General features: G+C 64.2%; 27 protein-coding genes. 8 read left to right on the top strand and 19 right to left on the bottom strand.

Features of this window, described 5'->3' with window-relative positions; all coding sequences use genetic code 11:
- The first annotated feature begins 153 nt into the window (after positions 1 to 153).
- From speB to P9228_RS02910, 4 genes are all read left to right on the top strand, one after another.
- Positions 154 to 1,209 carry an agmatinase gene (gene speB / locus P9228_RS02925; RefSeq protein ID WP_095782179.1) on the top strand — a complete coding sequence of 352 codons (1,056 nt, stop codon included), beginning with the start codon at positions 154 to 156 and terminating at the stop codon, positions 1,207 to 1,209.
- Between the two features lie 190 nt (positions 1,210 to 1,399).
- Positions 1,400 to 2,200, top strand: coding sequence for a transporter substrate-binding domain-containing protein (locus P9228_RS02920; protein WP_278052312.1), 801 nt, complete (start codon positions 1,400 to 1,402; stop codon positions 2,198 to 2,200).
- A gap of 89 nt (positions 2,201 to 2,289) precedes the next feature.
- Positions 2,290 to 2,958, top strand: a complete 669-nt coding sequence (locus P9228_RS02915; protein WP_095799104.1) for an amino acid ABC transporter permease — start codon at positions 2,290 to 2,292, stop codon at positions 2,956 to 2,958.
- Positions 2,955 to 3,599: an amino acid ABC transporter permease gene (locus P9228_RS02910; protein ID WP_278052311.1), complete on the top strand. Its 645-nt coding sequence runs from the start codon at positions 2,955 to 2,957 to the stop codon at positions 3,597 to 3,599. The genes P9228_RS02915 and P9228_RS02910 overlap by 4 nt, the downstream gene beginning before the upstream one ends.
- A gap of 40 nt (positions 3,600 to 3,639) precedes the next feature.
- On the opposite strand, the gene P9228_RS02905 is transcribed toward P9228_RS02910, so the two are convergent.
- The 10 genes from P9228_RS02905 to gcvA form a co-directional block, all read right to left on the bottom strand.
- The gene (locus tag P9228_RS02905; RefSeq protein ID WP_278052310.1) at positions 3,640 to 5,043 is read right to left on the bottom strand and encodes an MATE family efflux transporter; all 1,404 of its coding nucleotides are present in this window, start codon (positions 5,041 to 5,043) and stop codon (positions 3,640 to 3,642) included.
- A gap of 164 nt (positions 5,044 to 5,207) precedes the next feature.
- Entirely contained in the window at positions 5,208 to 6,794 is a 1,587-nt protein-coding gene (locus P9228_RS02900) for an FGGY-family carbohydrate kinase (protein WP_278052879.1), read from the bottom strand.
- Positions 6,788 to 7,471 carry an HAD family hydrolase gene (locus tag P9228_RS02895; RefSeq protein WP_278052309.1) on the bottom strand — a complete coding sequence of 228 codons (684 nt, stop codon included), beginning with the start codon at positions 7,469 to 7,471 and terminating at the stop codon, positions 6,788 to 6,790. The genes P9228_RS02900 and P9228_RS02895 overlap by 7 nt, the downstream gene beginning before the upstream one ends.
- Before the next feature lie 21 nt (positions 7,472 to 7,492).
- A complete protein-coding gene (locus tag P9228_RS02890) occupies positions 7,493 to 8,971 on the bottom strand; it encodes a mannitol dehydrogenase family protein (RefSeq protein WP_278052308.1) in 1,479 nt (492 codons plus the stop codon).
- Between the two features lie 154 nt (positions 8,972 to 9,125).
- Positions 9,126 to 9,896, bottom strand: a complete 771-nt coding sequence (locus P9228_RS02885) for an L-iditol 2-dehydrogenase (RefSeq protein ID WP_067323986.1) — start codon at positions 9,894 to 9,896, stop codon at positions 9,126 to 9,128.
- Positions 9,893 to 10,897, bottom strand: a complete 1,005-nt coding sequence (locus tag P9228_RS02880; protein ID WP_066999175.1) for an ABC transporter ATP-binding protein — start codon at positions 10,895 to 10,897, stop codon at positions 9,893 to 9,895. Before P9228_RS02880 ends, P9228_RS02885 begins: the two co-directional genes overlap by 4 nt.
- 35 nt (positions 10,898 to 10,932) lie before the next feature.
- Entirely contained in the window at positions 10,933 to 11,757 is an 825-nt protein-coding gene (locus P9228_RS02875; RefSeq protein WP_278052307.1) for a carbohydrate ABC transporter permease, read from the bottom strand.
- A 209-nt stretch (positions 11,758 to 11,966) separates the two neighbouring features.
- Positions 11,967 to 12,839 carry a sugar ABC transporter permease gene (locus P9228_RS02870; RefSeq protein ID WP_067324684.1) on the bottom strand — a complete coding sequence of 291 codons (873 nt, stop codon included), beginning with the start codon at positions 12,837 to 12,839 and terminating at the stop codon, positions 11,967 to 11,969.
- Positions 12,840 to 12,976: 137 nt separating this feature from the next.
- Positions 12,977 to 14,287 carry a sugar ABC transporter substrate-binding protein gene (locus tag P9228_RS02865; RefSeq protein WP_278052306.1) on the bottom strand — a complete coding sequence of 437 codons (1,311 nt, stop codon included), beginning with the start codon at positions 14,285 to 14,287 and terminating at the stop codon, positions 12,977 to 12,979.
- Positions 14,288 to 14,449: 162 nt separating this feature from the next.
- On the bottom strand, positions 14,450 to 15,358 hold the full coding sequence (gene gcvA, locus P9228_RS02860; RefSeq protein WP_278052305.1) for a transcriptional regulator GcvA: 909 nt from the start codon (positions 15,356 to 15,358) through the stop codon (positions 14,450 to 14,452).
- A gap of 110 nt (positions 15,359 to 15,468) precedes the next feature.
- On the opposite strand from gcvA, the gene P9228_RS02855 reads away from it, so the two are divergent.
- Positions 15,469 to 15,654 carry a hypothetical protein gene (locus tag P9228_RS02855; RefSeq protein ID WP_278052304.1) on the top strand — a complete coding sequence of 62 codons (186 nt, stop codon included), beginning with the start codon at positions 15,469 to 15,471 and terminating at the stop codon, positions 15,652 to 15,654.
- Between the two features lie 63 nt (positions 15,655 to 15,717).
- Here the strand turns inward: P9228_RS02855 and P9228_RS02850 are convergent, their stop codons facing one another.
- A complete protein-coding gene (locus P9228_RS02850) occupies positions 15,718 to 16,677 on the bottom strand; it encodes a sugar-binding transcriptional regulator (RefSeq protein WP_066999158.1) in 960 nt (319 codons plus the stop codon).
- Positions 16,678 to 16,878: 201 nt separating this feature from the next.
- Here P9228_RS02850 and P9228_RS02845 point away from each other — a divergent pair, with 201 nt between their 5' ends.
- A complete protein-coding gene (locus P9228_RS02845; protein ID WP_278052301.1) occupies positions 16,879 to 17,511 on the top strand; it encodes an HAD family phosphatase in 633 nt (210 codons plus the stop codon).
- Positions 17,512 to 17,706: 195 nt separating this feature from the next.
- Here the strand turns inward: P9228_RS02845 and P9228_RS02840 are convergent, their stop codons facing one another.
- The 7 genes from P9228_RS02840 to ureC form a co-directional block, all read right to left on the bottom strand.
- On the bottom strand, positions 17,707 to 18,474 hold the full coding sequence (locus P9228_RS02840) for a class II aldolase and adducin N-terminal domain-containing protein (RefSeq protein ID WP_278052299.1): 768 nt from the start codon (positions 18,472 to 18,474) through the stop codon (positions 17,707 to 17,709).
- A 66-nt stretch (positions 18,475 to 18,540) separates the two neighbouring features.
- Positions 18,541 to 19,173 carry an urease accessory protein UreG gene (ureG, locus tag P9228_RS02835; protein WP_066999151.1) on the bottom strand — a complete coding sequence of 211 codons (633 nt, stop codon included), beginning with the start codon at positions 19,171 to 19,173 and terminating at the stop codon, positions 18,541 to 18,543.
- Positions 19,170 to 19,610: a DUF3995 domain-containing protein gene (locus P9228_RS02830; protein WP_127247898.1), complete on the bottom strand. Its 441-nt coding sequence runs from the start codon at positions 19,608 to 19,610 to the stop codon at positions 19,170 to 19,172. Before P9228_RS02830 ends, ureG begins: the two co-directional genes overlap by 4 nt.
- Positions 19,607 to 20,329, bottom strand: a complete 723-nt coding sequence (locus tag P9228_RS02825) for an urease accessory protein UreF (protein ID WP_278052878.1) — start codon at positions 20,327 to 20,329, stop codon at positions 19,607 to 19,609. Before P9228_RS02825 ends, P9228_RS02830 begins: the two co-directional genes overlap by 4 nt.
- Positions 20,271 to 20,849, bottom strand: a complete 579-nt coding sequence (gene ureE, locus P9228_RS02820) for an urease accessory protein UreE (RefSeq protein WP_067323973.1) — start codon at positions 20,847 to 20,849, stop codon at positions 20,271 to 20,273. The genes P9228_RS02825 and ureE overlap by 59 nt, the downstream gene beginning before the upstream one ends.
- Positions 20,846 to 21,451, bottom strand: a complete 606-nt coding sequence (locus tag P9228_RS02815; protein ID WP_278052293.1) for a glutathione S-transferase family protein — start codon at positions 21,449 to 21,451, stop codon at positions 20,846 to 20,848. The genes ureE and P9228_RS02815 overlap by 4 nt, the downstream gene beginning before the upstream one ends.
- A 107-nt stretch (positions 21,452 to 21,558) precedes the next feature.
- Complete coding sequence (gene ureC, locus P9228_RS02810) at positions 21,559 to 23,274, bottom strand: urease subunit alpha (RefSeq protein ID WP_278052877.1); 1,716 nt, start codon at positions 23,272 to 23,274, stop codon at positions 21,559 to 21,561.
- A 164-nt stretch (positions 23,275 to 23,438) separates the two neighbouring features.
- Between ureC and P9228_RS02805 the strand changes: the two genes are divergently transcribed.
- Both P9228_RS02805 and P9228_RS02800 read left to right on the top strand, forming a co-directional pair.
- A complete protein-coding gene (locus tag P9228_RS02805; protein WP_278052291.1) occupies positions 23,439 to 23,810 on the top strand; it encodes a hypothetical protein in 372 nt (123 codons plus the stop codon).
- A 117-nt stretch (positions 23,811 to 23,927) separates the two neighbouring features.
- Positions 23,928 to 24,446: a hypothetical protein gene (locus tag P9228_RS02800; RefSeq protein WP_278052290.1), complete on the top strand. Its 519-nt coding sequence runs from the start codon at positions 23,928 to 23,930 to the stop codon at positions 24,444 to 24,446.
- 20 nt (positions 24,447 to 24,466) lie between these two features.
- Here the strand turns inward: P9228_RS02800 and P9228_RS02795 are convergent, their stop codons facing one another.
- Positions 24,467 to 24,772, bottom strand: a complete 306-nt coding sequence (locus P9228_RS02795) for an urease subunit beta (protein ID WP_095825540.1) — start codon at positions 24,770 to 24,772, stop codon at positions 24,467 to 24,469.

The following is a 24,772-nucleotide window of genomic DNA, read 5'->3' as shown; positions in this document are numbered from 1 at the left end:
TTTCAATACAGTTGCCCGACACTTTTGCCCGGAACAGCTCAACAGACGTAGATTTCGCAGGCGCCGGCGGGCAACGATCAGCCGGATGACTGCTGGCTTGGCAGCCGTCGGTGCAGCCGCCGCGCTGCAAGCAGTCACGGAGGAGGACCGGACATGGGTTACGATCGCGGCAAGCTCGAAGCGTTGCGCCGCAAATATGGCGAGAGCCATGGCGGCGAGATGTTCGATCCGAAATTCCGCAAGGTCGCCGACAAGATCTTCAGCAAAAGCGGCACCCGGCTAGCGCCCTATTCCGGCATCCCGACCTTCCTTGCCGCGCCGTACCGGCAGGTGGCGGCCGACAATCCGGATTTCGGCGACTTGCAAGTGGCGATGATCGGCGTGCCGATGGACCTTGGCGTCACCAACCGGCCGGGCTCACGCTTCGGGCCGCGGGCGCTGCGCGCCATCGAGCGCATCGGCCCCTACAATCACGTGCTGGAATGCGCGCCGACGCATGAGCTGCGCGTCGCCGACATCGGCGACACGCCGTTCCGCAGCCGTTACCGGCTGGAGATCAGCCACGAGGACATCGAAAAGCGCACCAACCAGATCGTCGACGCCGGTGTGCTGCCGCTTTCGGTCGGCGGCGACCACTCGATCAGCCATCCGATCCTGAAGGCGGTCGGTAAGCAGGCTCCGGTCGGCATGATCCATATCGACGCCCATTGCGACACCAGCGGGCTGTTCGACATGACCAAGTTCCACCACGGCGGACCGTTCCGCAACGCGGTCCTGGACGGCGTGCTCGATCCCACCCGCACGATCCAGATCGGCATTCGCGGCTCGGCCGAGTATCTGTGGGAGTTCACCTATGAATCCGGCATGACGGTGGTCCACGCCGAGGAGGTGACCGGCCTCGGCATACCCGCCATCATCGAGAAGGCGCGGAAGATCGTCGGCGACGGCCCGACCTACATCTCCTTCGACGTCGACAGCATCGATCCGGCCTTCGCCCCGGGCACCGGCACGCCTGAGGTCGGCGGACTGACGACGCGGGAGGTGCTCGAGCTGCTGCGCGGCCTGAAGGGCCTCAACATCGTCGGCGGCGACGTCGTCGAGGTGGCGCCGCAATATGACGCGACCACCAATACCGCCCATGTCGGCGCGCAGGTCCTGTTCGAGATCCTGAGCCTCATGGTGTTCAGCCCGGCAATCAAGAAGGGCTGACGCGAGAGCGTTTCACCGCTTCATGGAAACGGGGAACCGCTTTGTTTTTACGCAATTCCGGACGGAAGCTATGGCGAAGTCGCCAAGCGTAGACCGCTTCCCGCTTTTCCTGGAATTGCTAACCAGTACGGCCGTCGCGCTGGAGCCGGCGGCCGGTTTTCAACAACAAGCTTCCAGCAGGGGAACTAAAATGATTGTTCGCAACACACTGAAATCCGCACTTGCGGCACTCATCATGCTCGGCGCCGCCGGTCTTGCCTCGCAGGCCAAGGCCGACGCCATCGACGACATCGCCAGGGCCGGCGCCATCAATGTCGGCATCTTCTCCGACTTCCCGCCTTTTTCCTCGGCCAGCGCCGACATGAGCATCAAGGGCTATGACATCGACGTCGCGCAGGCGATCGCCGATTCCTTGAAGGTGAAGCTGAACCTCGTCAGCGTCACCGGCCAGAATCGCATCCCGTATCTCACCGACAAGCGCGTCGATATCCTGATGAGCGTCGGCTATTCGAAGGAACGCGAGCAGGTGATCGATTTCGCCGCCGCCTACGCGCCCTACTACATCGCCGTCATCGGCCCGGCCGAGCTTGCCGTCAAAGGCAAGGACGACCTTGCCGACAAGTCGATCGCCGTCAATCGCGGCACGCTGGAGGACACCTCGCTCACCCAGGCGGCGCCCGCCTCGGCCGACATCCGCCGCTTCGACAACTACAATTCCGTGATCCAGGCCTTCATCTCCGGACAGACGCAGCTGATGGTGGTCGGCAACGATGTCGGCGCGCAGGTGCTGGCCAAGCAGGTTGCATTGAAGCCCGAGCAGAAGTTCCAGCTGCTGACCTCGCCCTCGCATATCGGCCTCAACAAGAACGAGGACAGGCTGAAGAAGGCGGTGAACGATGCGGTCGCCAAGATGCTGGCGGAGGGCAAGCTGGACGAGAGCTCGAAGGCCTGGCTGAAGACGCCGCTCAATCCCGACAACCTCAAGGATTGATCTCGCTCGGCGGTTCAGCGCGCATGAAGCGCTGAACCGCTCCCGTACTTGTTTCTTGCGCTACACGCTTTCCAACAGGGCCAATCGCGATGGGCTACAGCCTGGACTTCGGCTGGCTTGCGGGTGCAGCGGGTGTGATCGCGCGCGGCGCGGCGATGACGCTGCTTCTGATCGTCGTCACCACGCTGGCCGGCACTTTCCTCAGCATCCTGGGCGCCGCCGGACGCCGGAACGGCCCGAGGCCGCTCAAGCTGGCGATCGGCTGGTATGTCGAGGTGATGCGCAACACTCCGTTCCTGGTGCAGCTGTTCTTCATCTTCTTCGGACTGCCCAGCCTCGGCATCCGACTCGATCCGATCCTGGCCGCCATGCTGGCGATGACGCTCAACATGGCGGCCTACACGATCGAGATCGTCGGCGCGGGTCTGGACGCGGTGCCGCGCGGGCAGACGGAGGCAGCACTTGCGCTCGGGCTCAGGCCCAGGCAGGTGTTCATCAAGATCGTGCTGCCGCAGGCGCTGAAAGTGATCTATCCGGCGCTGACCAGCCAGATCGTCATCATGATGCTGGAATCGGCCGTGGTGTCGCAGATCGCGGTGCGTGAACTGACCTACGAGGCCGACATGCTGCAGGCGCGCACCTTCCGCGCCTTCGAAACCTATCTGGTGGTGACCATGGTCTATCTCGGCCTGTCGATGGGGCTGCGCCGGCTGCTGGTCAGCGGCGGACGCCGCGCACTCGGAGCCGGCGTGTCATGATCGAATTCACCCTCTGGGACATATTGCGCAACCTTCTGCTCGCCGCGCGGTGGACGGTGCTGTTGTCGCTTGCCGCCTTCGTCGGCGGCGCGCTGGTCGGGCTGGTCGTGCTGTTATTCCGTATCGCCAAGAACAAATGGATCAAGCGGATCGCTTCCGGCTACATCGCGCTGTTTCAGGGCACGCCGCTCCTGATGCAGCTTTTCCTGATGTTCTTCGGCCTGCCAATGTTGGGACTGCGCATCGAGCCATGGACCGCCGCGGCGCTCGGTCTCACTTTCTTCGCCAGCGCATATCTCGCCGAGATCTGGCGCAGCGGTGTCGATGCGCTGCCGCGCGGCCAGTGGGACGCCGGCGCCAGTCTCGGACTGCACTATCTGCAAGAACTCAGGCTGATCATCCTGCCGCAGGCATTCGCCATCACGCGCGCCCCGACCGTCGGCTTCCTGGTTCAGCTGATCAAATCGACGGCCCTGACCTCGATCATCGGTTTCGAGGAGTTGGTCAGGACCTCCAACGCCATCAACAACGCGACCTTCGAACCCTTCACCGTCTACGGGCTGGTGGCGCTGATCTTCTTCGTCATGTGTTTCCCGCTGACGCAATATGCGCGGCGGCTTGAGCGTGTCGCCGCACACTGAAGGTCGACGAGGGCCGCCGCCTGACCGGCGGCCGCTCTTCTCAATGGCCGAACGACAGCGCCGGCGCGATGCGATCGCGCCGCAGCCAACGGACGAGCAGGAGCACCGCCACCACCGCCAGGCCTGACGAAAGGCCGATCCAGATGCCGACGCCGTTGAAGCCGAAATGGAAGGCGAGCAGCACGCCGAGCGGAAGGCCGACCCCCCAATAGCCGATCGCGGCATAGATCATCGGCACCTTGGTATCGTGCAGGCCGCGCAGCATGCCGGCGGCCACCGCCTGCGCGCCGTCGAAGATCTGGAACAGCGCGGCAAACACCAGAAAGGACACGGCAAGCGTGATCACCCTGGCATTGGCCGGATCGGCGAGATCGATGAAGGCGCTGATCAAAAGATGCGGCCATAGGATCATCACCAGCCCCATCAGCGCCATGAAGGAGACGCCGATGACAAAGCTGGTCCAGCCGGCGCGCGAGACGCCCTCGGGATTGCCGGCGCCATGTGCCAGGCCGACGCGCACGGTGACCGCCTGGTTGAGGCCGAGCGGCACCATGAAGGAGATCGAGGCGATCTGGATGGCAATCGCGTGGGCTGCCAGCGAATCCGCGTCGATCAGACCCATCAGCAGGGCTGCCGCATTGAAGATCGTCACCTCGAAGGCGAGGATGCCGGCGATCGGCAGGCCGAGCCTCAGCAGGCCGCGGAAGCGCGGCCAGTCGGAGCGCCAGAAGCGGCCGAAGAGGTGATAGCGGCGGAATTTTTTCTCCAGCACCACCACGGCCGCCAAGCCGACGAACATCAGCATGCTGGAAAGCGAGGTGGCGAGGCCCGAGCCGGCGATGCCCATCGGGCGGACGCCGAGATTGCCGAACATGAAGACCCAGTTGAAGAAGGCGTTGCACGCCACCGCGACGAACACGATGATCAGCGCCCAGCCTGGCCGCTCCAGCGCCGAGATGAATGAGCGCAGCACGATATAACCGTAAAAAGGCAGCACCGCCCATTGCAGCCAGTGCAGGTAGATGCCTGCCTGATGCGCGAGGTCCGGCTTCTGCCCCATGGCCAAAAGCACTTCTTCGCCATGCCAGAGGAACAGCCAGATCGGGATCGAGACGAGGACCGCCAGCCAGAGTCCTTGGCGCACGGTGCGGCGCAGGTCGCGCACCGAATGGCGGCGGCGGCCGAGCTCGGTCGCCATCATCGGCGAGGTGGCGAGCATCAGGCCAAGCCCGAAGATCAGCGGCATGAAATAGAGGTTGGAGCCGAGCGCGCCGGCGGCCAGCGTGTCGGGTCCCAAACGGCCCATCATCATGACGTCGGTCGCGGTCATGGCGGTCTGGCCGAGATTGGTGAGTACCATCGGCCAGGCAAGCGACAATGTTGCCCTGATTTCCTGACGCCAAAAATTTTCCGGCGCGCGAGCGCCGGCTTCGATCGCAGACATTTTCCGCTCTTCAGACCACGGCGCGTCGGGACTCGCCCGGAAGCCGCACGCAAACGGCGCAAAATGGCGCCGTTTGCGCCGTCTTGTGAACGAAATGCGACATATTGGCAAGGAGGAGGAGCGGCGACCTATTGAGCCAGCGGGAAGCGCAAGAGCCGGGCCTTCTATTGGATGGTGTCGAGCGCCTGCCGCTGGCGGTGCATTTCCAGGAAGATGCGATAGTCGCGGTCGAAGCGAGCGCCGGCGGCCGGATTCGGGGGCCGCGTCCTGCCGCCCTGCTGCATGGCCACGCAAGCGGCGTTCAGGTCGGGGTAAAGCCCAGCGGCGGTCGCAGCGACCATGCCGGTGCCGAGCAGCACCGCCTCGTCGGCCAGCGGCTCGATGACGGTGCAGCCGGTGGCATCGGCATAGAGTTCCATCAAGAGCGGGTTCTTGGTGTGGCCGCCGGTGACGTGCAGCGTGTCGATCAAATAGCCGTTCTCGTTCAGCGCCTCGAGCACATGGCGCACGCCGAGCGCGATGCCGACGGCGGTGCGCCAGTAGAGCTTGCACAGGCTGTCGAAGGAAGAATCGAGTGTCAGCCCGCTGACGACGCCAACCGCGTGCGGGTCGGCGAGCGGCGAGCGATTGCCGTGGAAATCCGGCAGCACATGCAGCCGCGCCGCCAGCGCATCGCCCTCGGCGGCGCGCAGTTCGGCGACGCGCTTGGCGATCCTGGCATGCATTGCCGCATCCGGCTCGCCGCCGGCGCCGTGCCAGCGGATGATGTGGTCGAGCAGAGCGCCGGTCGCCGACTGACCGCCTTCCGACAGCCAGAGCTTTGGCAACGCCGCGCCATAATACGGGCCCCAGACGCCGGCGAAAGGCTGCGGATCCTGCGACATCGCCATGACGCAGGACGAGGTGCCGGCAATCAGCGCCAGGTGCCGGCTGATGTCCTTCTCGTCGCCGGCGAAGCCGCCGAGCACACCGAGCGCGCCGGCATAGGCGTCGATCACCCCGGCGCCGACCCGGCATTTTTCCGTGAGGCCGAGAGCTGCCGCCGCATCGGCCGTGAGTTGCCCGATATCGGTGCCGACGGGGCTCGCCTTGTCCGGAAGATTGCCATGTTCGAAGAGATCGCCGATGCCGACGAGCTTGAAGAAATCGCGCCGCCAGCCCGTCTCCTCATGCGCGAGATACGTCCATTTGGCCGTCAGCGTGCATTGCGAGCGGGCGAGAGATCCGGTCGCTTTCCAGGTCAGGAAATCGGCGAGATCGAACAGATAGCCGGCTTCATTCCAGGTGGCGGGCAGGTTGCGCTTCAGCCACATCAGCTTCGGCGTTTCCATTTCCGGCGACATCACCCCGCCGATATAGTCGAGCACCGCATGGCCGCTTCTGGTGCATTCGTCAGCTTCGGCGATGGCGCGATGGTCGAGCCAGACAATGGTATCCCAGCGCTTCTCGCCGGTGACCGAGACGCTCAGCTGATCGCCCCGCCTGCCGCGCACCACCAGCGAGCAGGTGGCGTCAAAGGAGATGCCGACAATATCCGATGCGGCGACGTTCGTCTTCTCGCGCGCGGCCCGCACGGCGGCGCAGACTGCCGACCAGATATTTTCCGAATCGTGCTCCGCGTGATCGGGCTTAGGCTGGTGCATGGCGATCGGCCGCTCGGCGCGGCCGAGCAGGTTGCCATGCGAGTCGAGAATGCCCGCGCGAGCGCTCCCGGTGCCGACATCGACCGCGCAAACAAAACTCGTCAAGATGCTTTTACTCTCGCTCCCAGGTCTGCAATCAGGTCGTGCAATTGCAGCATGTCAGCGAATATAAAGTCCGGTTCGGTCGACGCAAGCCGCGCCTTGAGCGCAGGGTTGTTTGCATGCGATCCGCCGGTGAAGGCAAAGACACGCATCCCCGCCGCTCGCGCCGCGGCGATGCCGGCCGGGCTGTCCTCGATGACAAGGCATTTGCCCGGATCAGCGCGCATCGCGGCGGCGGCATGGAGGAACAGGTCCGGCGCCGGCTTGCCGCGCTTGACCATGGCGGCGCTGAAGAGGTGCGGCTCCAGCAGGCCCAGCAGGCCGGTGACCTCGAGCGCGTAGCGGATGCGCTCCAGCGTGCCGGAAGAGGCGACGCAATGGGGCAGGCCAAGCTTCGGCAGGATCTCTTTGATGCCGGGGATCGGCTTCAGCTCCTCGCGGAACTTGCGCATCAGCTCGACGCGCATGGCGGTGAGATGCTGGTCGCTGATCTCCAGGCCGAAATCGCTGCCGAGAATCTCGCGCACGCTCTTCATGCTCTTGCCGAGGAAATGCTCGTAGGCCGCGTCCTCCGATACCGTGCCGCCGGCGAGCTCGATCATGCCCAGCAACGCGGAAACCGAAAGCGCCTCGCTGTCGACCAGCACGCCGTCACAGTCGAAGATGACCAGCTCGGGCGTCATTGCGGCTGCGTCCAAAGAGCTTCAGAGCTTATCGGCGAGATAGCGCGTCAAGGTTTCGCGCGCGCCGTTCGCCCACAATTCGTTCAGCGCATGGGCGAAGGCTTCGGCAAAGACAGCGGAGCGGCCGACATCGCCATAGATGTCGTCCATCGCCAGCCAGGCCTCGGGCGAGTTCTTCGCCGCTTTGGCGGCCGCCTGCATCCGGTCCCAGTTCGGATCGTTCGGCTCGATGACGGCGCCGCTGTCGGTGGTGCCGAAGCAGTAGCGGCACCAGAGCGCGGACTCCAGAGCCAGGCCGGCAACACCTTTCCCCGCCTTCAGTCGGTCCGCGGCGGTCGGAATTATGAATTTCGGCTGGCGGTTGGAACCGTCGAGGCAAAGCCTTCGGATGGTGTCGCCGATCTTGGGGTTGGAGAAGCGGCGCTCGATGAGTTGGTAGTAATCCTCGAGCACCGTGTCCGGCACCGGCGGAACGGTGGGGATGATCTCGTCGCGCTCCAGCTTGGCGAGGAAGCCGCGCACCAGCGGCTCCTGCATCGCCTCATGCACGAAATGGATGTCCATCAGGCCCGCCGGATAGGCGATGGCTGCGTGGCCGCCGTTCAAGATGCGGATCTTCATCAGCTCGTAAGGCGAGACATCCTTGACGAATTGGACGCCGGCCCGTTCCAGCGGCGGCCGACCGGCGGTGAAACGATCTTCCAGCACCCATTGTTTGAACGGTTCGCAGAAGACCGGCCAATTGTCCTCCAGCCCGAAATTATTGGCCAGAATGCTACGCTCGCGATCGGTGGTGGCCGGCGTGATGCGGTCGACCATGCCGTTCGGGAAAGCGACGTTGTCCCTCACCCAGTTGGCCAGAGCCTCGTCGATCAGCCGGGCAAGGCCGATGACGCCGTCGGAGGTGACGTGGCCATTGTGGGGGATGTTGTCGCAGGACATGACCGTGAACGGCACGATGCCGTCGGCGCGCCGGCGCACCAGTCCGGCAAGGATGATGCCGAAGACCGTCTTCGGTGCCGCACCCGGCTGAGCATCGGCGACAATATCGGGATGGGCCGGATTGAACTTTCCGGAGGCCGGATCGATGAAATAGCCGCCCTCGGTGATGGTCAGCGACACAATCTTGATCGCAGGGTCGGCGAGCTGCTCGACGATCGCCTCAGCATCGCCCGGCATCAGGAAATCGACCATGGCGCCGGTGACGCGGGCGCTCATATGGCCCTGGTCCTGCTCGACCACGGTGGTCAGCCAGTCCTGCTCCTGCAGCCTGGCGCGGCCGGCCTTCTCGCCCTCGAACACGCCGGCGCCGATCAGCGCCCAGTCATGGCCGAGGCCGGAATTGAACAGGTCGTCGAGATAGACAGCCTGGTGCGAGCGGTGGAAGTTGCCGACGCCGAAATGCACGATGCCGGCCTTCAGCGCGGCGCGATCGTATTTCGGACCGGAAACCTTCGACGGAAGCTTGGCGAGGTTCGAGGAAGAGAGTTTCACGGTCATCTTATTTACCCTTTGGCCGAGTGCAGCCCGACAATCCAACCCCCAAGTCACCCGCTTGGGGCGAGCGGTGAGGGGGAGCATCCGTTTGCCGGTATGCGCCCCTCAGCTGCCCCGCGACGCGTCCTCCCCGGAGGAAGAGAGGCGCGCTTCCCCCTCAACTCATCCATTGACCGCCATCGACGTTGTAGGTCTGGGCGACAATGTATTCGGCCTCGTCACTGGCGAGGAAAACCGCCATGCCAGTCAGATCTTCGGCTCGACCCATGCGGCCATAGGGCACGCTTTCGCCGACGAGCCTCTTCTTCTCGCCCTTCGGCCGGTTCTCATATTTGGCGAACAGCGAATCGACGTGATCCCAATGCTCGCCGTCGACGACGCCCGGTGCGATGGCGTTGACGTTGATGCGGTGCTTGATCAGGTCGAGTCCGGCCGACTGGGTAAGCGAGATGACGGCGGCCTTGGTGGCGCAATAGACCGCGACCAGCGGCTCGCCGCGGCGCCCGGCTTGGCTCGCCATGTTGATGATCTTGCCGCCCCGGCCAGCAGCGATCATCGAGCGGGCCGCCGCCTGCAGCATGAACAGCGTGCCGGCGACATTGACGGAGAAGAGCTTGTCGTAGCTCGCGCGGCTGATCTCGACGATGGGCGCAAGGTCGAACAAGGCGGCATTGTTGATCAGGATGTCGAGGCCGCCGGCGTTCGCTTCGACGGCTTTCACGCCGGCCTCGATCGAGGACTGGTCGGTGACGTCGAGCCGGATCGCGTAAGCGGCAGAGCCGATATCCTTTGCCGTCGCTTCCGCCGCTTCGAGATTGATGTCGGCAATCGCCACCCTGGCGCCTTCGCGAACATAGGCTTCGGCGAAGGCCCTGCCGATGCCGCGCGCCGATCCGGTGATCAGCGCCGATTTGCCTTTGAGCCTCACTGCGCCAGCGCCTTGCCGTCGGCGCCGAAGCGATGGAGCTTGGCCTTGTCGGGCGTCAGGTAGACGGTGTCGCCGTGCTTGACGGCAACCTCGCCGTCGGCGCGCACATTGATCGTGCCGATGCCATCGGTCTGGACATGCAGGAAGGTGTCGGAGCCGAGATGCTCGGCAACGCCGACCGTCGCCTTCCAGTCGCCGGCCGTGGTCGAGATGTTGATGTGCTCGGGCCGGATGCCGATGGTCTTGGCGCCATATTTGTCGGCCGGCGCGCCTTCGATCAAGTTCATCTTCGGCGAGCCGATGAAGCCGGCGACGAACAGGTTCTTCGGCGTTTTGTAGAGTTCCATCGGCGAGCCGACCTGCTCGATGTTGCCGGCATTGAGCACGACGATCTTGTCGGCCATGGTCATGGCCTCGACCTGGTCGTGGGTGACATAGATCATCGTCGTCTTCAGCTGATGATGCAGTTCGCTGATCTCCAGCCGCATGGTGCCGCGAAGGGCTGCGTCGAGGTTGGACAGCGGCTCGTCGAACAGGAAGGCCGATGGCTGGCGCACGATGGCGCGGCCGATGGCGACGCGCTGGCGCTGGCCGCCGGAGAGCTGGCCCGGGCGCCGCTCGAGATAGTTGGTGAGGTTCAAGACGCGCGCCGCGTCCTTGACCTTCTTGTCGATGGTCGCCTGGTCCTCGCCGGCCATCTTCAGCGGGAAGGCGATGTTCTTGGCGACCGTCATATGCGGGTAGAGCGCGTAGGATTGGAAGACCATGGCAAGCTTGCGCTTGGCCGGCGCCTCGCGGGTGACGTCGCGGCCATCGATGCTGATGGTGCCGCCGCTGGTGTCCTCCAGCCCGGCGATCAGCCTGAGCAGCGTTGACTTGCCGCAACCCGAGGGGCCGACGAACACGACGAACTCGCCGTCCTCGATGGCGAGGTCGATGTTCGGAATGATCGTCGTCGACCCGAAGGACTTGGAGACGTTCTTGAGCGTGATGTTTCCCATGGTTTCCTCCCCGGATTTCGCCCGCCGCTTACGGTTTACTTCACGGCGCCAAAGGTCAGGCCGCGCACCAGCTGCTTCTGGCTGAACCAGCCCATGATCAGAATCGGCGCGATCGCCAATGTCGAGGCGGCCGAGAGCTTGGCCCAGAACAGGCCCTGCGGACTGGAGAAGGAGCTGATGAAGGCGGTGAGCGGTGCGGCCTCGGTGGTGGTCAGGCGGATCGTCCAGAACGCCTCGTTCCAGGCCAGGATGATGTTCAAGAGCATGGTCGAGGCAATGCCGGGAACGGCCATGGGCGTCAGCACATAGATGATCTCGTTCCACAGGGAGGCGCCGTCCATGCGCGCCGCTTCGAGGATCTCGCCCGGGATCTCGCGGAAATAGGTGTAGAGCATCCAGACCACGATCGGCAGGTTGATCAGCATCAGCATGATGGTGAGGCCGATGCGGCTGTCGAGCAGGCCGGTGTCGCGGAAGATCAGATAGATCGGGAACAGCACGGCGACGGCCGGCATCATCTTGGTGGAGAGCATCCACATCAGGATGTCCTTGGTCCGCTTGGTCGGCGAGAAGGCCATCGACCAGGCCGCCGGCACGGCGACGATGAGCGCAAGGACGGTCGAGCCGACCGACAGGATCACCGAATTGAGGAAGAACTTGAAATAGCCGCTCTGCGCCTGCACCTCGGAGTAGCTTTCGGTGGTGCCCGACGGGATCAGGGCGAAGCCCTGGATCGCCTCCTGCTCCGACTTGAAGGATGTGATGATCGTATAAAGGATCGGGAAGAAGATCAGCAGGGCGACGACCCAGGCCGCGACTGTTGCGATCGTCTTGTGCTGGCTGGTGACTGCGCGTGCCATGTCAGGTCCTCCCGTATCGGCGATGTTGGCGGCAGGGTCGACGACCCCCACTCCGGTTTGCTGCGCAAACCACCTCTCCCCCGATCGACGGGGTAGAGGAAGCGCGGGGCTTCGATGCAGGCGTTTCCTCTCCCCCGGGCTGGGGGAGAGGTGTCCCGCGCAGCGGGACGGAGTGGGGGTGGTTCAGCGCAAGTGGCATCGTCTTGCCCCTACTTGTCCAGGTTCCTGCCGACCGCGCGCATGACGAAGAAGGCGACGATGTTGGCGAGAATGACCGCGATGACGCCGCCTGCCGACGCCTGGCCGATTTTGAATTCCAAGAGCGCCTTCTGGTAGACGAGGAACGGCAGGTTGGTGGAGGCGTAGCCGGGACCGCCATTGGTGGTGACCAGGATCTCGGCATAGACCGAGAGCAGGAAGATGGTCTGGATCAGGATGACGACGGTGATGGCGCGCGACATGTGCGGCAGCGTCAGATACCAGAAGCGGCTGAGGAAGCCGGCGCCATCCATCTCGGCCGCCTCTTTCTGCTCACCGTCAAGCGATTGGAGCGAGGTGAGCAGGATCAGCGTCGCGAAGGGCAGCCATTGCCAGGCGACGATCAGGATGACGGCGGTCAGCGGGTGCTGACCGAACCAGTCGATCGGGTTGGCGCCGAAGAAGCGGGCAATATCGGCAAAGACGCCGTATTGCGGGTGCATGATCATGTTCTTCCAGACAAGCGCCGCCACCGGCGGCATGACGAAGAACGGCGAGATGACCAGGATGCGCACGAAGCCCTGACCCCAGATCGGCTGGTCGAGCAGCAGCGCCAAAAGGATGCCGCCAATCACGGTGATGGCCAGGACACTGACGACGATGGTCAGTGTATTGATGATCGACTGCAGGAAGGCGGGGTTGGAGTAGAAGAGCTTGTAATTGGCGAACCAGACGAACCCATCGCGGATCGGATTGAGCGGGTTGTACTGGAGGAACGAGAACCACAGCGTAAAGACCAGTGGCACGATCATCCAGACGAACAACAGGATCACCGACGGCGCCATCATGAAACGGGCAAGCGAACGGGTTTGCTGAGTAGCCATGACGGTCACCCTCCCAAGGTCAGCCGGATTTAGACTTGTGCCAGAATTCCTGATTGCAAAGGTGGCCGCCCGAACTGGGTTTCGGGCGGCCTATGCCGGTCATGATCCGCTACCGGCGTTCGGCACCGGGAGGAGCCTTACTTGAGGTAGCCGCCTTCGGTCATCGCGGCAGTCGCCGCGTCCTGGGCCTGCTTCAGCGCATCATCGACGCTCGACTGGCCGGCAAGGGCGGCGGAGAAGAGCTGGCCGACGGTGGTGCCGAGGCCCTGGAATTCCGGAATGGCCACGAACTGCACGCCGACATAGGGCACCGGCTTGACGGTCGGATGCGTCGGGTCGGCGGCATTGATGGAGTCCAGCGTCATCTTCGCGAAGGGCGCTGCCTTCTGGTACTCCGGATTGTTGTAGAGCGAGGTCCGCGTTCCGGGCGGAACGTTGGCCCAGCCTTCCTTCGAAGCCACCAGTTCGAGGTAGTGTTTCGAGGTCGCCCAGGAGACGAACTTCTCGGCGGCGTCCGCCTTCTTGGTGCCGGCGGGGATAGCGAGAGACCATGCCCACAGCCAGTTGCCGCGCTTGCCGAGACCCTTGTCGGGCGCCAGCGCATAGCCGACCTTGTCGGCGACCTGCGAGGCCTTCGGGTCGGAGACGAAGGACGCGGCGACGGTGGCATCGATCCACATGCCGCACTTGCCCTGCTGGAAGAGCGCAAGATTCTCGTTGAAGCCGTTGGAGGACGCGCCCTCAGGACCGTCTGCCTTCATCAGGTCGACATAGAACTGCAGCGTGTTCTTCCATTCCGGCTGGTCGAATTGCGGCTTCCAGTTCTCATCGAACCAGCGGGCGCCGAAGGAGTTCGACACGGCGGTCAGGAAGGCCATGTTCTCGCCCCAGCCGGCCTTGCCGCGCAGGCAGATGCCGTTCACGCCATTGGCCCGATCGGTCATCTTGTCGGCGGCCTCCTTGATGAAGTCCCAGGTCGGCGCGTCGGGCATTTTGAGCCCCGCCTTCTCCATCAGGTCCTTGCGGTACATGACGAAGGAGCTCTCGCCGTAGAAGGGCGCGGCATAGAGCTTGCCGTCGACCGAAAGGCCGCCGGCAATGGCCGGGATGATGTCCTTGACGTCGTAGTCGTCGCCGAGCTTCTCGAGCGGCAAGAGCCAGCTCTGCTTGGCCCAGATCGGAACCTCGTAAGTGCCGATGGTCAAGACGTCGTACTGGCCACCCTTGGTGGCGATGTCGGTGGTGACGCGCTCGCGCAGCACGTTCTCTTCGAGCGTGACCCAGTTGAGCTGGATGTCGGGATTGGCCTTCGTGAAGTCGTCCGTCAGCTTCTGCATGCGGACCATGTCGCCATTGTTGACGGTGGCGATGGTGATGGATTCGGCATGCGCGGCGAATGCAAGGGCGCTGGCCGACAACAGGCCCAGGGTGAGCGTGCGAAGTTTCATCAATTCCTCCCTAAAACCAAGATGAGCATTTGCTTTGGCTGTGGGCAATTACTCACTAAGTGTGAATTATGTCAAGCCGGAATCGATGCTGCAGCGCAGCACAAATCGATGTCGCGCCCGTCTGGGCGATGCGTAGCGGAGACGGCAGGCTGTGATGTCGGGCTACTGGCAGGCGATCTCGGAGAGAATCCAATCGCGGAAGGCGCGGATCTTCGGCACGTTGCGCCGGGCCGTGGGATAGACCAGCCAGTAGGCGTGGCCGTCGTCGCCGACGAGATCGAAGGGCTGGATCAGCCGGCCGTCGGCAAGCTCGTTCTTGAACAGGGCGCTGGTGACGATCGCAACACCTTGCCCGGCCATCGCGGCATTGGCCTCATAGGCCTGCGCGCCCATGCTGGTGCCGGGACGGCTGGCGAGTTCCTCCGCGGGCAGGCCGGCGAGCGCGAACCATTCCTGCCACCAGATGTCGCCGGGATCGAGGATGGGGAGCTTGAGCAGGTCGGCGGGCTCCTTGACGCCGCCGATGCTCGCCGCAAGCCTGGGGCTGAGCACCGGGGTGAAGTCGGCCCTGAACAGCTTATGCGTTTCCACGCCGGGCCATTTGCCGCCGCCGGAGCGGATGGCGATGTCGACGTCCTCACGCGCGAAATCGACGACTCGGTTCGAGGTGTCGACACGCACGGCAAGCGAGGGGTGCGCGACCTGAAAGGATCCCAGATGCTGCGCCAGCCAGTTCGAGGCGAAGGTGAGCAGGGTGGAAACGCAAAGCACGCCGTCGGCGCCGGCTCGGGCGGCCGCATAGGCGCCGCTCAGCAGCGCGAATGCCTCGCTGACAGCCGGCGCAAGACGCTGGCCGGGTTCGGTCAGCTCGATCTGCCGTGGACGGCGCAGGAACAGCGGCGCGCCGATGCGCTCTTCCAGAAGCTTGATCTGATAGCTCGCGGCGGCCTGGGTCATGCCGAGCTCCTCGGCAGCCTTGGTGAAGGAGAGGTGTCTGGCCACGGCCTCGAACACCCGAATCGCCTGCAGGGGCGGGAGCTGGACATTCTGCCGGGAGCTCAGATCGGGCATAAGGCCTCTTTATGGGTCATGATCGACGTTTGATTGGAGGCACGTGCCGATCAGCCCGATATTTGGGGTCGACGATCACTCCAGTTCAAGCATAGCGAAGGCTGACGATCATGACCCCGATGCAGGAAAAATTCGATTCGACCCCAATACATGGATGGATTTCGCTGCTGGCGCGGGAATTCTCGTGGTTCGCCAGCCACAGGCGCGGCTATGTCGATGTGCGAGAACTGTCGGAGCACCTGCAGCGGGACATGGGCTTCCTCGATGGCAACGATCCGCATGGACGCTACAAATAGCCGGGTTTCTTTTTATCGCCAACGGCTCGTCGCGTCAGATTCGGCCCGAGCCCAGGATCACGATCACGCGCCGCCGAGCAGGGCGGTGGCTGTCCGTTCGTCGGTGATGAGGCCGTTGACCAAACGCCGGTTCACGGCGGCGAGGATGCCCGGCAGCTTGCGCTCGCCCATGGCAAGCGCGATGACCAAGGACTTCTCGCGTGACGGCAAGGCGGCGGACGAAACGCGGTCGTTGGTGATGCCTTCGATCATGCGGCCTTCGCGGTCGAAAACCCAGCCGACAATCTCGGCGACGCCGCCGGCTTTCTGCAGCGCCTTCAGTTCCCCTTCCGAGATGAAGCCGTCCTCGTAGAGCGGCGCCTTCGGGCCGAGATCGCCGATGCCGACGAAGGTGACGTCGGCTTCCGCGGCCAGCGCCAGCGTCGGCTGGATCATTGGCTGGCTGAGCAGCATGTCGCGCTCTTCCGGCGAGGAGGCGATGACCGGCAGCGGCATCGGGAAGGAGCGCGCCTTGACCCGATCGGCCATGGTGAAGATGACGTTGTAGAAGGCGGCCGAGCCGTCGGGCGAGATGTTGCCGGTCAAGGACACCACCTTGTGCTGCGGGCACTCCATCGGCGGCAACAGCTCGATCGCCGCCTTCAGGGTGCGCCCGGTGCCGATGGCCATGACGATGGGGGCGGCGGAGCGCAGCCGCCGCTCGATTTCGGCAGCCGCCGCCTCGGCGACACCGATCGTCGTCGAGGACGAGGTCGGATCGCTCGGCACCACCTCGACGAGATCGAGCGCGAAACGCGACTTCAGCCGCGCGGCAAGGTCGAGACAATTGGCGATCGGATGATCGACGCGGACCTTGATCAGCCCTTCCGACATCGCCAGCGAGACGAGCCGCTGCGCCGTCTGCCTGGAAATACCGAGCTTGGCGGCGATCTGATCCTGGGTATTGCCGGCAACATAGTAGAGCCAGCCGGCGCGCGCGGCGTCGTCCAACCTGGTGCTGCCGGTTTCCTGTCGCGCGTTCACATTCTGCCTCCCCAAGCCCGACAATAGCGGCCCTCTAGATTACAGCGAAAGCGGCCCTGCGCAATTGTCAATTGAAAGAGCAATTGCTTGCGCCCCTGCCGACCAAGGATGGCACCATTCGCGCTCGCCTCAACCATTTGCCGGGAGAGCGGTTTATCTCTGACCGGAAACCCATTAAGGGATCGGCAAAAGGAGCCTTGCATGACGCCGAAAGCGGTTTTCTGGGACATGGACGGCACGCTGGTCGACAGCGAGCCGCTGCACGAGGCAGCACTTGTGGCGGCTTTGCGCAGCGTCGGCATCACGCCGCCGACCGACCTGCACGAACGGGTGCTGGGCGTCGCGGCATGGCCGGTCTACGAAATGCTGCGCGACCAGTTCGGCCTCGACCTGCACTTCGATGACTGGATCGTGCGCAAATACGACCACTATCTGCCGATGGCCGAGACGCTCAAGCCGCGGCCCGGCGCGATCGAGGTGTTCAACGAATTGCGCGCGCTAGGCGTCGAGCAGGCGGTGGTGTCCAATTCGGACCGGCTGATCGTCGACGCCAATCTCGGCGCGGTCGGTCTCGTCTATCCCGGCATGTACACGGTGAGCCGAAACGACGTACGCCAAGGCAAGCCGCATGCGGAACCCTTCCTGCGCGCGGCTTATCTCGCCGGCATCGATCCGGCCGACGCGGTCGCGGTCGACGACAGCCGCACCGGCGCGATGGCCGGCCTGGCTGCCGGCATGAAGACGATTTTCTGGCCGGAAGCGCCGATGGAAGGGCCGCCCGGCGCAATCGTCATCAACAGCGCCGAGGAACTGCGGGCGCAATTGGGTCTCTGAATAGACTTTCCAGGCCTCGACGCTGCCCCTCATCCGCCTGCCGGCACCTTCTCCCGGTGACTACGGGGAGAAGGGACACGCTCCGACGCTGCGATTTCCCTCTCTCCGTGCTTCACGGGGAGAGTGTGAGGGGCAGCGCCCGGCTTCGAAAATAAGCGAAAGCCAAGCCTCCAGCGTCACCCACAACCGCGGAGCTCAGTTCCTGTAGACCGGCTCTTCCTCGTCGAGGATTGCCTTCAGTTCGGCAAGGTGGCGCTCGGCCTGCCCGGGATAGTCGTCCATCTCGCTCGCCGTCTTTTCCGCGATCTCGTCGGAGAGCGTGCGCAGCGGCCGACCGGTCCACAGCGCCTTGATGTAGGTCTCGGCGGCACGCTCGAAATAGAACATGCGATTGAAGGTGTCGGCGACAGAATCCCCGATGACCATCACGCCGTGATTGCCCATGACCATCACCTTGACCTTGGGATCGACGAGCAGTCTTGAGCAGCGCTCGCCCTCCTCTTCGAAGGCCAGCCCGCCATAATGAGGGTCCACGACATGACGATTGAAGAACATGGCCGAGTTCTGGTCGATCGGCGGCAAGGTGGAGTCGGCCAGCGAGGCAAGCACCGTGGTGTGGATCGAATGCACATGCATGGCGCAGCGCGCATGCGGCACGTTGCGGTGGATGGCGCCGTGCAGGCCCCAAGCCGTCGGGTCGGGCGCGTTGGGGCCGGAGAGCGTTTCGGGATCGTTGGCGTCGATCAAAAGCAGATCGCTCGCCTTGATACGCGAGAAATGCACCTGGTTCGGGTTCATCAGGAACTTCGTGCCGTCCTCGTTGACCGACAGCGAGAAATGATTGGCGACCGCCTCATGCATGTTGAGCCGCGCCGTCCAGCGGAAGGCGGCGGCGAGATCGACCCGCTCCTGGTAATAAGGCAGGTTGGTCAGCGTTTCCTTCTGCAGACGGGCAAGGCTCATCGAAAATCCTCCGGTTTGGCCGAGCATGCCGTGCATGGCGGCTGCCAGCAACCGCAAACTGATGGGTCAGGCGGCAGGCCGTGCCGATTGCAGCCCGCCCAGCTCGACGATGAACTCGATCACCTCCTGCAGACCCTTGCCGCGCGACAGATCGGTGAAGCCGAATGGCCGCTTGCCGCGCATGCGGGCGGCGTCCGCCTGCATGACGTCCAGGTTGACGTTCACATAGGGCGCCAGATCGCTCTTGTTGATGACGAGGAAGTCTGAGCGGGTGATGGCCGGGCCGCCCTTGCGCGGTATCTCCTCGCCCTGGCAAACGGAAATGACATAGAGGGTCAGATCGGCAAGGTCCGGCGAGAAGGTGGCGGCGAGATTGTCGCCGCCGGATTCGATGAAGACGATGTCGAGGTCGGGGAATTTGCGGTGCAGCTCGGCGATCGCCCGCAAATTGATCGAGGCGTCCTCGCGGATGGCCGTGTGCGGACAGCCGCCGGTCTCCACGCCGACGATGCGCTCCTCCGGCAGCGCCTGCAGGCGCGCCAGCATCATGGCGTCTTCCTTGGTGTAGATGTCGTTGGTGACGACGGCGATCGAGAACCTGTCGCGCAGCGCCTTGCAGAGCTTTTCGGTGAGCGTCGTCTTGCCGGAACCGACGGGACCGCCGATACCGATGCGCAGGGGACCATTGGCTTGGCTCATGCCGGAAACTCCGTGATGGCGAGGATTGCGAAGCCCAGCCCGATCAACAGGCAGAGCGGCGAGTAGAGGCGCTGGTCGAGCCGTGCGAAAGGCTGCTCCGGCGTCAGCCCGCGCCACCAGGGGGTGAAGCCGGCTATGCCTCGCCCGAAGAAGACGATGCCGAAGAGCAGCGCGGTAGCGGCAAGGCCCTGCCTGGGAAAGGGCGAGGCGAAGACGCCTTCAAGGGCCAGCGGCCATAGCGTCGCGAGCGCCAGGCACGCGGCGACGGCAAAGCTCGCGACGGGCGAGGGCATGTCATCCACGCCGCGAAAGCCGACGACGGCGCGGGCGCAGGATTTCGCGTCCTTTCCCGGCCAGATGCCGCCTATGCCCCAATAGACATGCAGCGTGGTGATCAGCAGCAGGATGAGGGAGAGGACAAAGGCAAGTATGATCATGAGCGGAACAGACGCGAATATTGGGTTTCGTGCTTCATCGCCGCAATGTCGGATATCAAGGCCGAGCCGCCGAGGTCATCGAGCGTGGAGTTCGCGGCGCGAGCAGCTGTCGCGAGCGCCAACGGTTCGAAGCCGGCTAACAAAGCGGTGGCATCGACCTGTCCTACAACGCCGAGCCGGATAGCGGCCTGCACGAGGTTGGAGAAGAAGGCCTGCAGGAAGGCCGACAGCGCGTCCGCCAAGGCGATGCCATCGCTGCCAGCGATCGCGCCGACAGCGACGCAATAGGGGCACTCCGCAGGCAGCCGCTCGAGCGCATGACAAGGCCAGGCAGAGGCGGCTTTTTGGAAGGCGGCGCCTTGGAGCATGGTTTCCACGTGACGCTCCTGCGATCCGGCAAGCGCCTCGGCAAGCGCGGCAACTTCGGCGATATCGCCGCCGTCACGCGCACGCCGCCAGCTTTCGGCAAACAGCACCGCATCGTTCCAGCCCGAGCCCATCTCGACCAGCGTCCCCAGCCACTCGGCGAGATCCCGGCGATCGGCGACTAGTCCGTCATGCACGGCGCGCTCGATACCGTGACTGTAGGAGAAGCCGCCGACCGGAAAGGACGGCGACAGCCAGGCCATCAGCCGCAGCAGTGCGGTACCGGACGGCTGGTCAGTCATGATGATGATGGTGATCGTGGTCGTGGTCATGATGGCCATGCGCGTGATCATGATCGTGATGGTCGTGGCCGTGATGATCATGCGCATGGCCATGGTCGTGGCCATGTCCGGAATAGGCGCCGCGCACGGGACTGAACGGTTCCAGCACCTCGCGGACCCTGGCGCCGAGCCCCTCCAGCATCGCTTTGATGACATGGTCGCGCAGGATGAGGATACGGTCCGCCTCGATTGCCGCCGCGAGGTGGCGGTTGCCGATATGCCAGGCAAGCTCGGTGAGATGCACGGTGTCGCGGGCGCGGATGTCGTAGACCTCTTCGGGCGCGGCGACGATCTCGAGCTGGCGGCCGTCCTCCAGCACCAGCCGGTCGCCATTGCCGAGCGCCACCGGCTCGGGCAGATCGACCAACACCCTGTCGCCGCCGGCGGTTTCGATGGCGCGGCGGCGCAGATGCCGCTCGTCATGCGTCAAGATAGCCTTGTCGAAAGGTGTCGCCGCTCCGCCCTCGCCGGCCGGGAGCACCGAGACGGCGCGCGGAAATTTGGTGAAATCGGTGTTGATGTTGAGCTTCATTTCATGGCTCCGCCATTGGCTTGCGCCCGCGCCCGGGCGGGTCGCGACAGCACGCGATCGAAATAGGCGTTGACGCGATCTGAGTCGACCGGGAACCGGCCGGCGCGCGCCCAACCACCCATATCGCCGAGCAGAACGTCGACGGCGGAAAAGCGGTCGCCGAGCGCAAAAGGCTTGTCGCCGAGCCGGCGGTCTAGTGCCTTGACTTCCGAAGCGAAATCATGGGCGGCGGCAGGGCCGACATCGACGCGCAGCTCCTTGGGCAGGATGAAGCGGTGGCGCAATTTGTTCCACAGCGGCGCTTCGAACTCGCTCTGCGCGAAATGCATCCAAGAATCCAACTCGGCGCGGCCGGCGAGCCCGGGATCGGCGCCCATTCCCTTATCGGCATGCTTGTGCGCCAGATAGACGCAGATCGCCGCCGAATCAGTGATCGTCAGCTCGCCGTCGATCAGGATCGGCACCTTGCCGGAAGGGTTCAGCGCATAGGTCTCGGGCGAGCGCAGCTTCACCTCTACGAACTCATAGGATTGCCCGAGCTCCTCGAGCATCCAGAGCACGCGGCTGACCCGGGAACCTCGTGATCCGACGGCCTTGTACATGGTTCGAATCCTGCCTTTTCCCGGAGCCTAGACCATCCAAGCCATCAGCCCAATGGCGATCAGGCGATGAGGTCGAAGAGCCGCAGGACGAATGAAATGCGGTAGCGCTAAAACAGAAAATACCGTTGCGCCATCGGCAGCACGGTCGCCGGCGCGCAGGTCAAGTGCTCGCCGTCGGCGCGCACCTCATAGGTTTCCGGGTCGACCTCGACGTGCGGCGTGGCGTCGTTGAGCACCATCGAATGCTTGCCGATGCCGCCGCGCGTGTTCTCGACCGCGACCATCGCCTTCTCTACGCCAAGCCTGCCCTGCAAGCCGGCATCAAAAGCCGCCTTGGAGACGAAGGTGACCGCGGAGTTGGTCAGCGCCTTGCCGTAGGCGCCGAACATCGGCCGGTAGTGCATCGGCTGCGGCGTCGGGATCGATGCGTTGGGATCGCCCATCGGGGCGGCGGCGATTGTGCCGCCTACCAGCACCATCTCCGGCTTCACGCCGAAGAAGGCCGGGTTCCACAGCACGAGATCAGCGCGTTTCCCGGCCGTCACGGAGCCGATCTCCTTCGACAGGCCATGCGCGATCGCCGGGTTGATGGTGTATTTGGCGATATAGCGGCGGACCCGGAAATTGTCGTTGTCGCCCGTCTCCTCAGCCAGCGCACCGCGCTGGCGCTTCATCTTGTCGGCGGTCTGCCAGCAGCGGATGGCCACCTCGCCGACGCGGCCCATGGCCTGGCTGTCGGAGGAGATGATCGAGAAGGCGCCGATGTCGTGCAGGATGTCCTCGGCCGCGATCGTCTCCTTGCGGATGCGGCTTTCGGCAAAGGCGATGTCCTCGGGAATCGACGGCGACAAATGATGGCAAACCATCAGCATGTCGAGATGTTCGGCCAGGGTGTTGACCGTGTAAGGCCGCGTCGGGTTGGTCGATGACGGGATGACGTTGGGCAGGCCGCAGACCTTGATGATATCGGGCGCATGGCCGCCGCCGGCGCCCTCGGTATGGAAGGCGTGGATGGTGCGGCCCTTGATCGCGGCAACCGTGTTCTCGACAAACCCGGACTCGTTCAGCGTGTCAGTGTGGATCATCACCTGCACGTCATAGTCGTCGGCGACCGAAAGGCAGCAGTCGATCGCGGCCGGCGTCGTGCCCCAATCCTCATGCAGCTTCAGCGAGCAGGCGCCGGCGAGCACCATTTCCTCCAGCGCTGCCGGCTTTGAGGCATTGCCCTTGCCGGACAGCCCGATATTCATCGGGAAAGCGTCGAAAGACTGGATCATGCGCGCCATGTGCCAGGGGCCGGGAGTGCAGGTGGTGGCCAAGGTGCCGTGCGCCGGACCGGTGCCGCCGCCGAGCATCGTGGTGATGCCGCTCATCAGCGCTTCCTCGATCTGCTGCGGGCAGATGAAGTGGATATGCGCGTCGAAGCCGCCGGCCGTCAGGATCTTGCCTTCGCCGGCGATGATCTCGGTGCCCGGACCGATGATGATGGTGACGCCCTCCTGGGTGTCCGGATTGCCTGCCTTGCCGATCGCAGCGATGCGACCGTCCTTCAGGCCGATATCGGCCTTGACGACCCCGGCGAGCGCGTCGACGACCAGGGCGTTGGTGATGACGGTATCGACGGCACCGCCCGCCCTGGATACCTGGCTCTGGCCCATGCCGTCGCGGATGACCTTGCCGCCGCCGAATTTCACTTCCTCGCCACGGACGGTGAAATCCTTCTCGACCTCGATGAAGAGCTCGGTGTCGGCAAGCCGCACCTTGTCGCCGACCGTGGGGCCGTACATCTGCGCATAGGCGGGACGGGAAATTCTTGCCATCAGCGATTGCTCCCAAAAGCGAGTTTGTGTGGGCGCGGAGCGCACATTGTCGCCATCCAATGGTCATGCAATGACCCGCTCGACGACACCTTCCGATCCCATTTGGCGGTTGAGGTGACCGAGTCAGCCCAAAACGACCGTTTTCCAAACCGAGGGAAGGAATATCCATGCGAAAGACGATACTTTTCGCGGCCGCCGCCAGCTTGATGATGGCGGGTGCGGCCGGCGCGCAGCAGCAGCCCGCGCCGCAGCCGAGCCCGGCGCCTGCGGCACCTGCTGCCGCCGCGCCCAAGCCGCCAACGATCGAGAGCGTCAGCATCGTCGATATTACGGAACTGCCAAAGGACACGCAGACGCAGGTCAATCAGATCGTGGCGCAACGCGGCGACGCCGGCCTGCAGACCTTGCGCAAATCGATCGACGCGACACCCAAGGTGAAGTCCGCGCTCGAAGCCAAGGGGATGAGCTCGGCGCAGGTGATCGCCGCCAGCCTGCAACCCAACGGCGCGCTGACGCTGATCACCAAGAAGGCGAGCTGACGACCAATGCTGGCGGGCCGGTTGCAGGCCCGTCAGCATCATCGCAAACGGAACCTCCCGCCGACAGGACTCGTTTCGCCTTTTTCGCCCCGCCACAAGTTCAACCAGGAGCGAGCGATGGCGAGCGCCCCGTGCCCCGGAACAGGATTTCCAGCCCTTGTCTTTCCAGCCCTTGTGGTGGCCATGCTTCTCGTGGTCGCCGCCCCAGCGTTTCCCGCGCAGCCTGCGGACGGCAAGCCGCCACTGGATAGCACCAAGCCGGGCGCGACGATCGTCGATTCCGACGTGCGGCAGGAGGAGGCGTTGTCGAAGACGGAGACCGGCAAGGTCATCACCGCCATCGACCGCACGCGCGACAATATCGGCACCGTGCGCAAGACGACCAAGCTGGATACCGTCGATATCGTTTTCCTGACGGATGCCGCGCGCAGCGAAGGCGGGCCGCCGCCTGCGATCGAGAACAAGGTGAGGCAGCATCAGGAAGACGTCGCGGAGCTGCGGCAGGAGATCGAAGCGAACGCCCTGGTCTTCAACGCCATCGATTCGCGGCGCGTGCAGGCCGAGGACGTGCTTGCCGTCGAGTTCGACAATCCCGGGAAGGTCGTCATCTACGCGGCCGCCAAGCCGCCGAAGTGATTTGAGCGCGCCGCCACGCCTCACAGCTTGCCCATCACCTTCTGCTGAAATCCATAGACCTCGCGCTTGCCGCCGAGCGGCACCAGCGTGACGTCACGTTCCTGGCCCGGCTCGAAGCGCATGGCCGTGCCGGCAGCGATGTCGAGCCGCATGCCGCGGGCGCGTTCGCGGTCGAATTTCAGCCCCTCATTGGTCTCGAAGAAATGATAGTGGCTGCCGACCTGAATCGGACGGTCGCCGCTGTTGGCGACCTTGAGCGTCACCGTCGGCAGGCCCTTGTTCAACTCGATGTCGCCCTTTGCCGTAATGATTTCGCCGGGGATCAT

Origin of the sequence: Mesorhizobium sp. WSM4898 (assembly GCF_029625845.1) — a bacterium.
Classification (GTDB): Bacteria; Pseudomonadota; Alphaproteobacteria; order Rhizobiales; family Rhizobiaceae; genus Mesorhizobium.
This window is presented reverse-complemented; position numbering and strand designations above follow the sequence as displayed.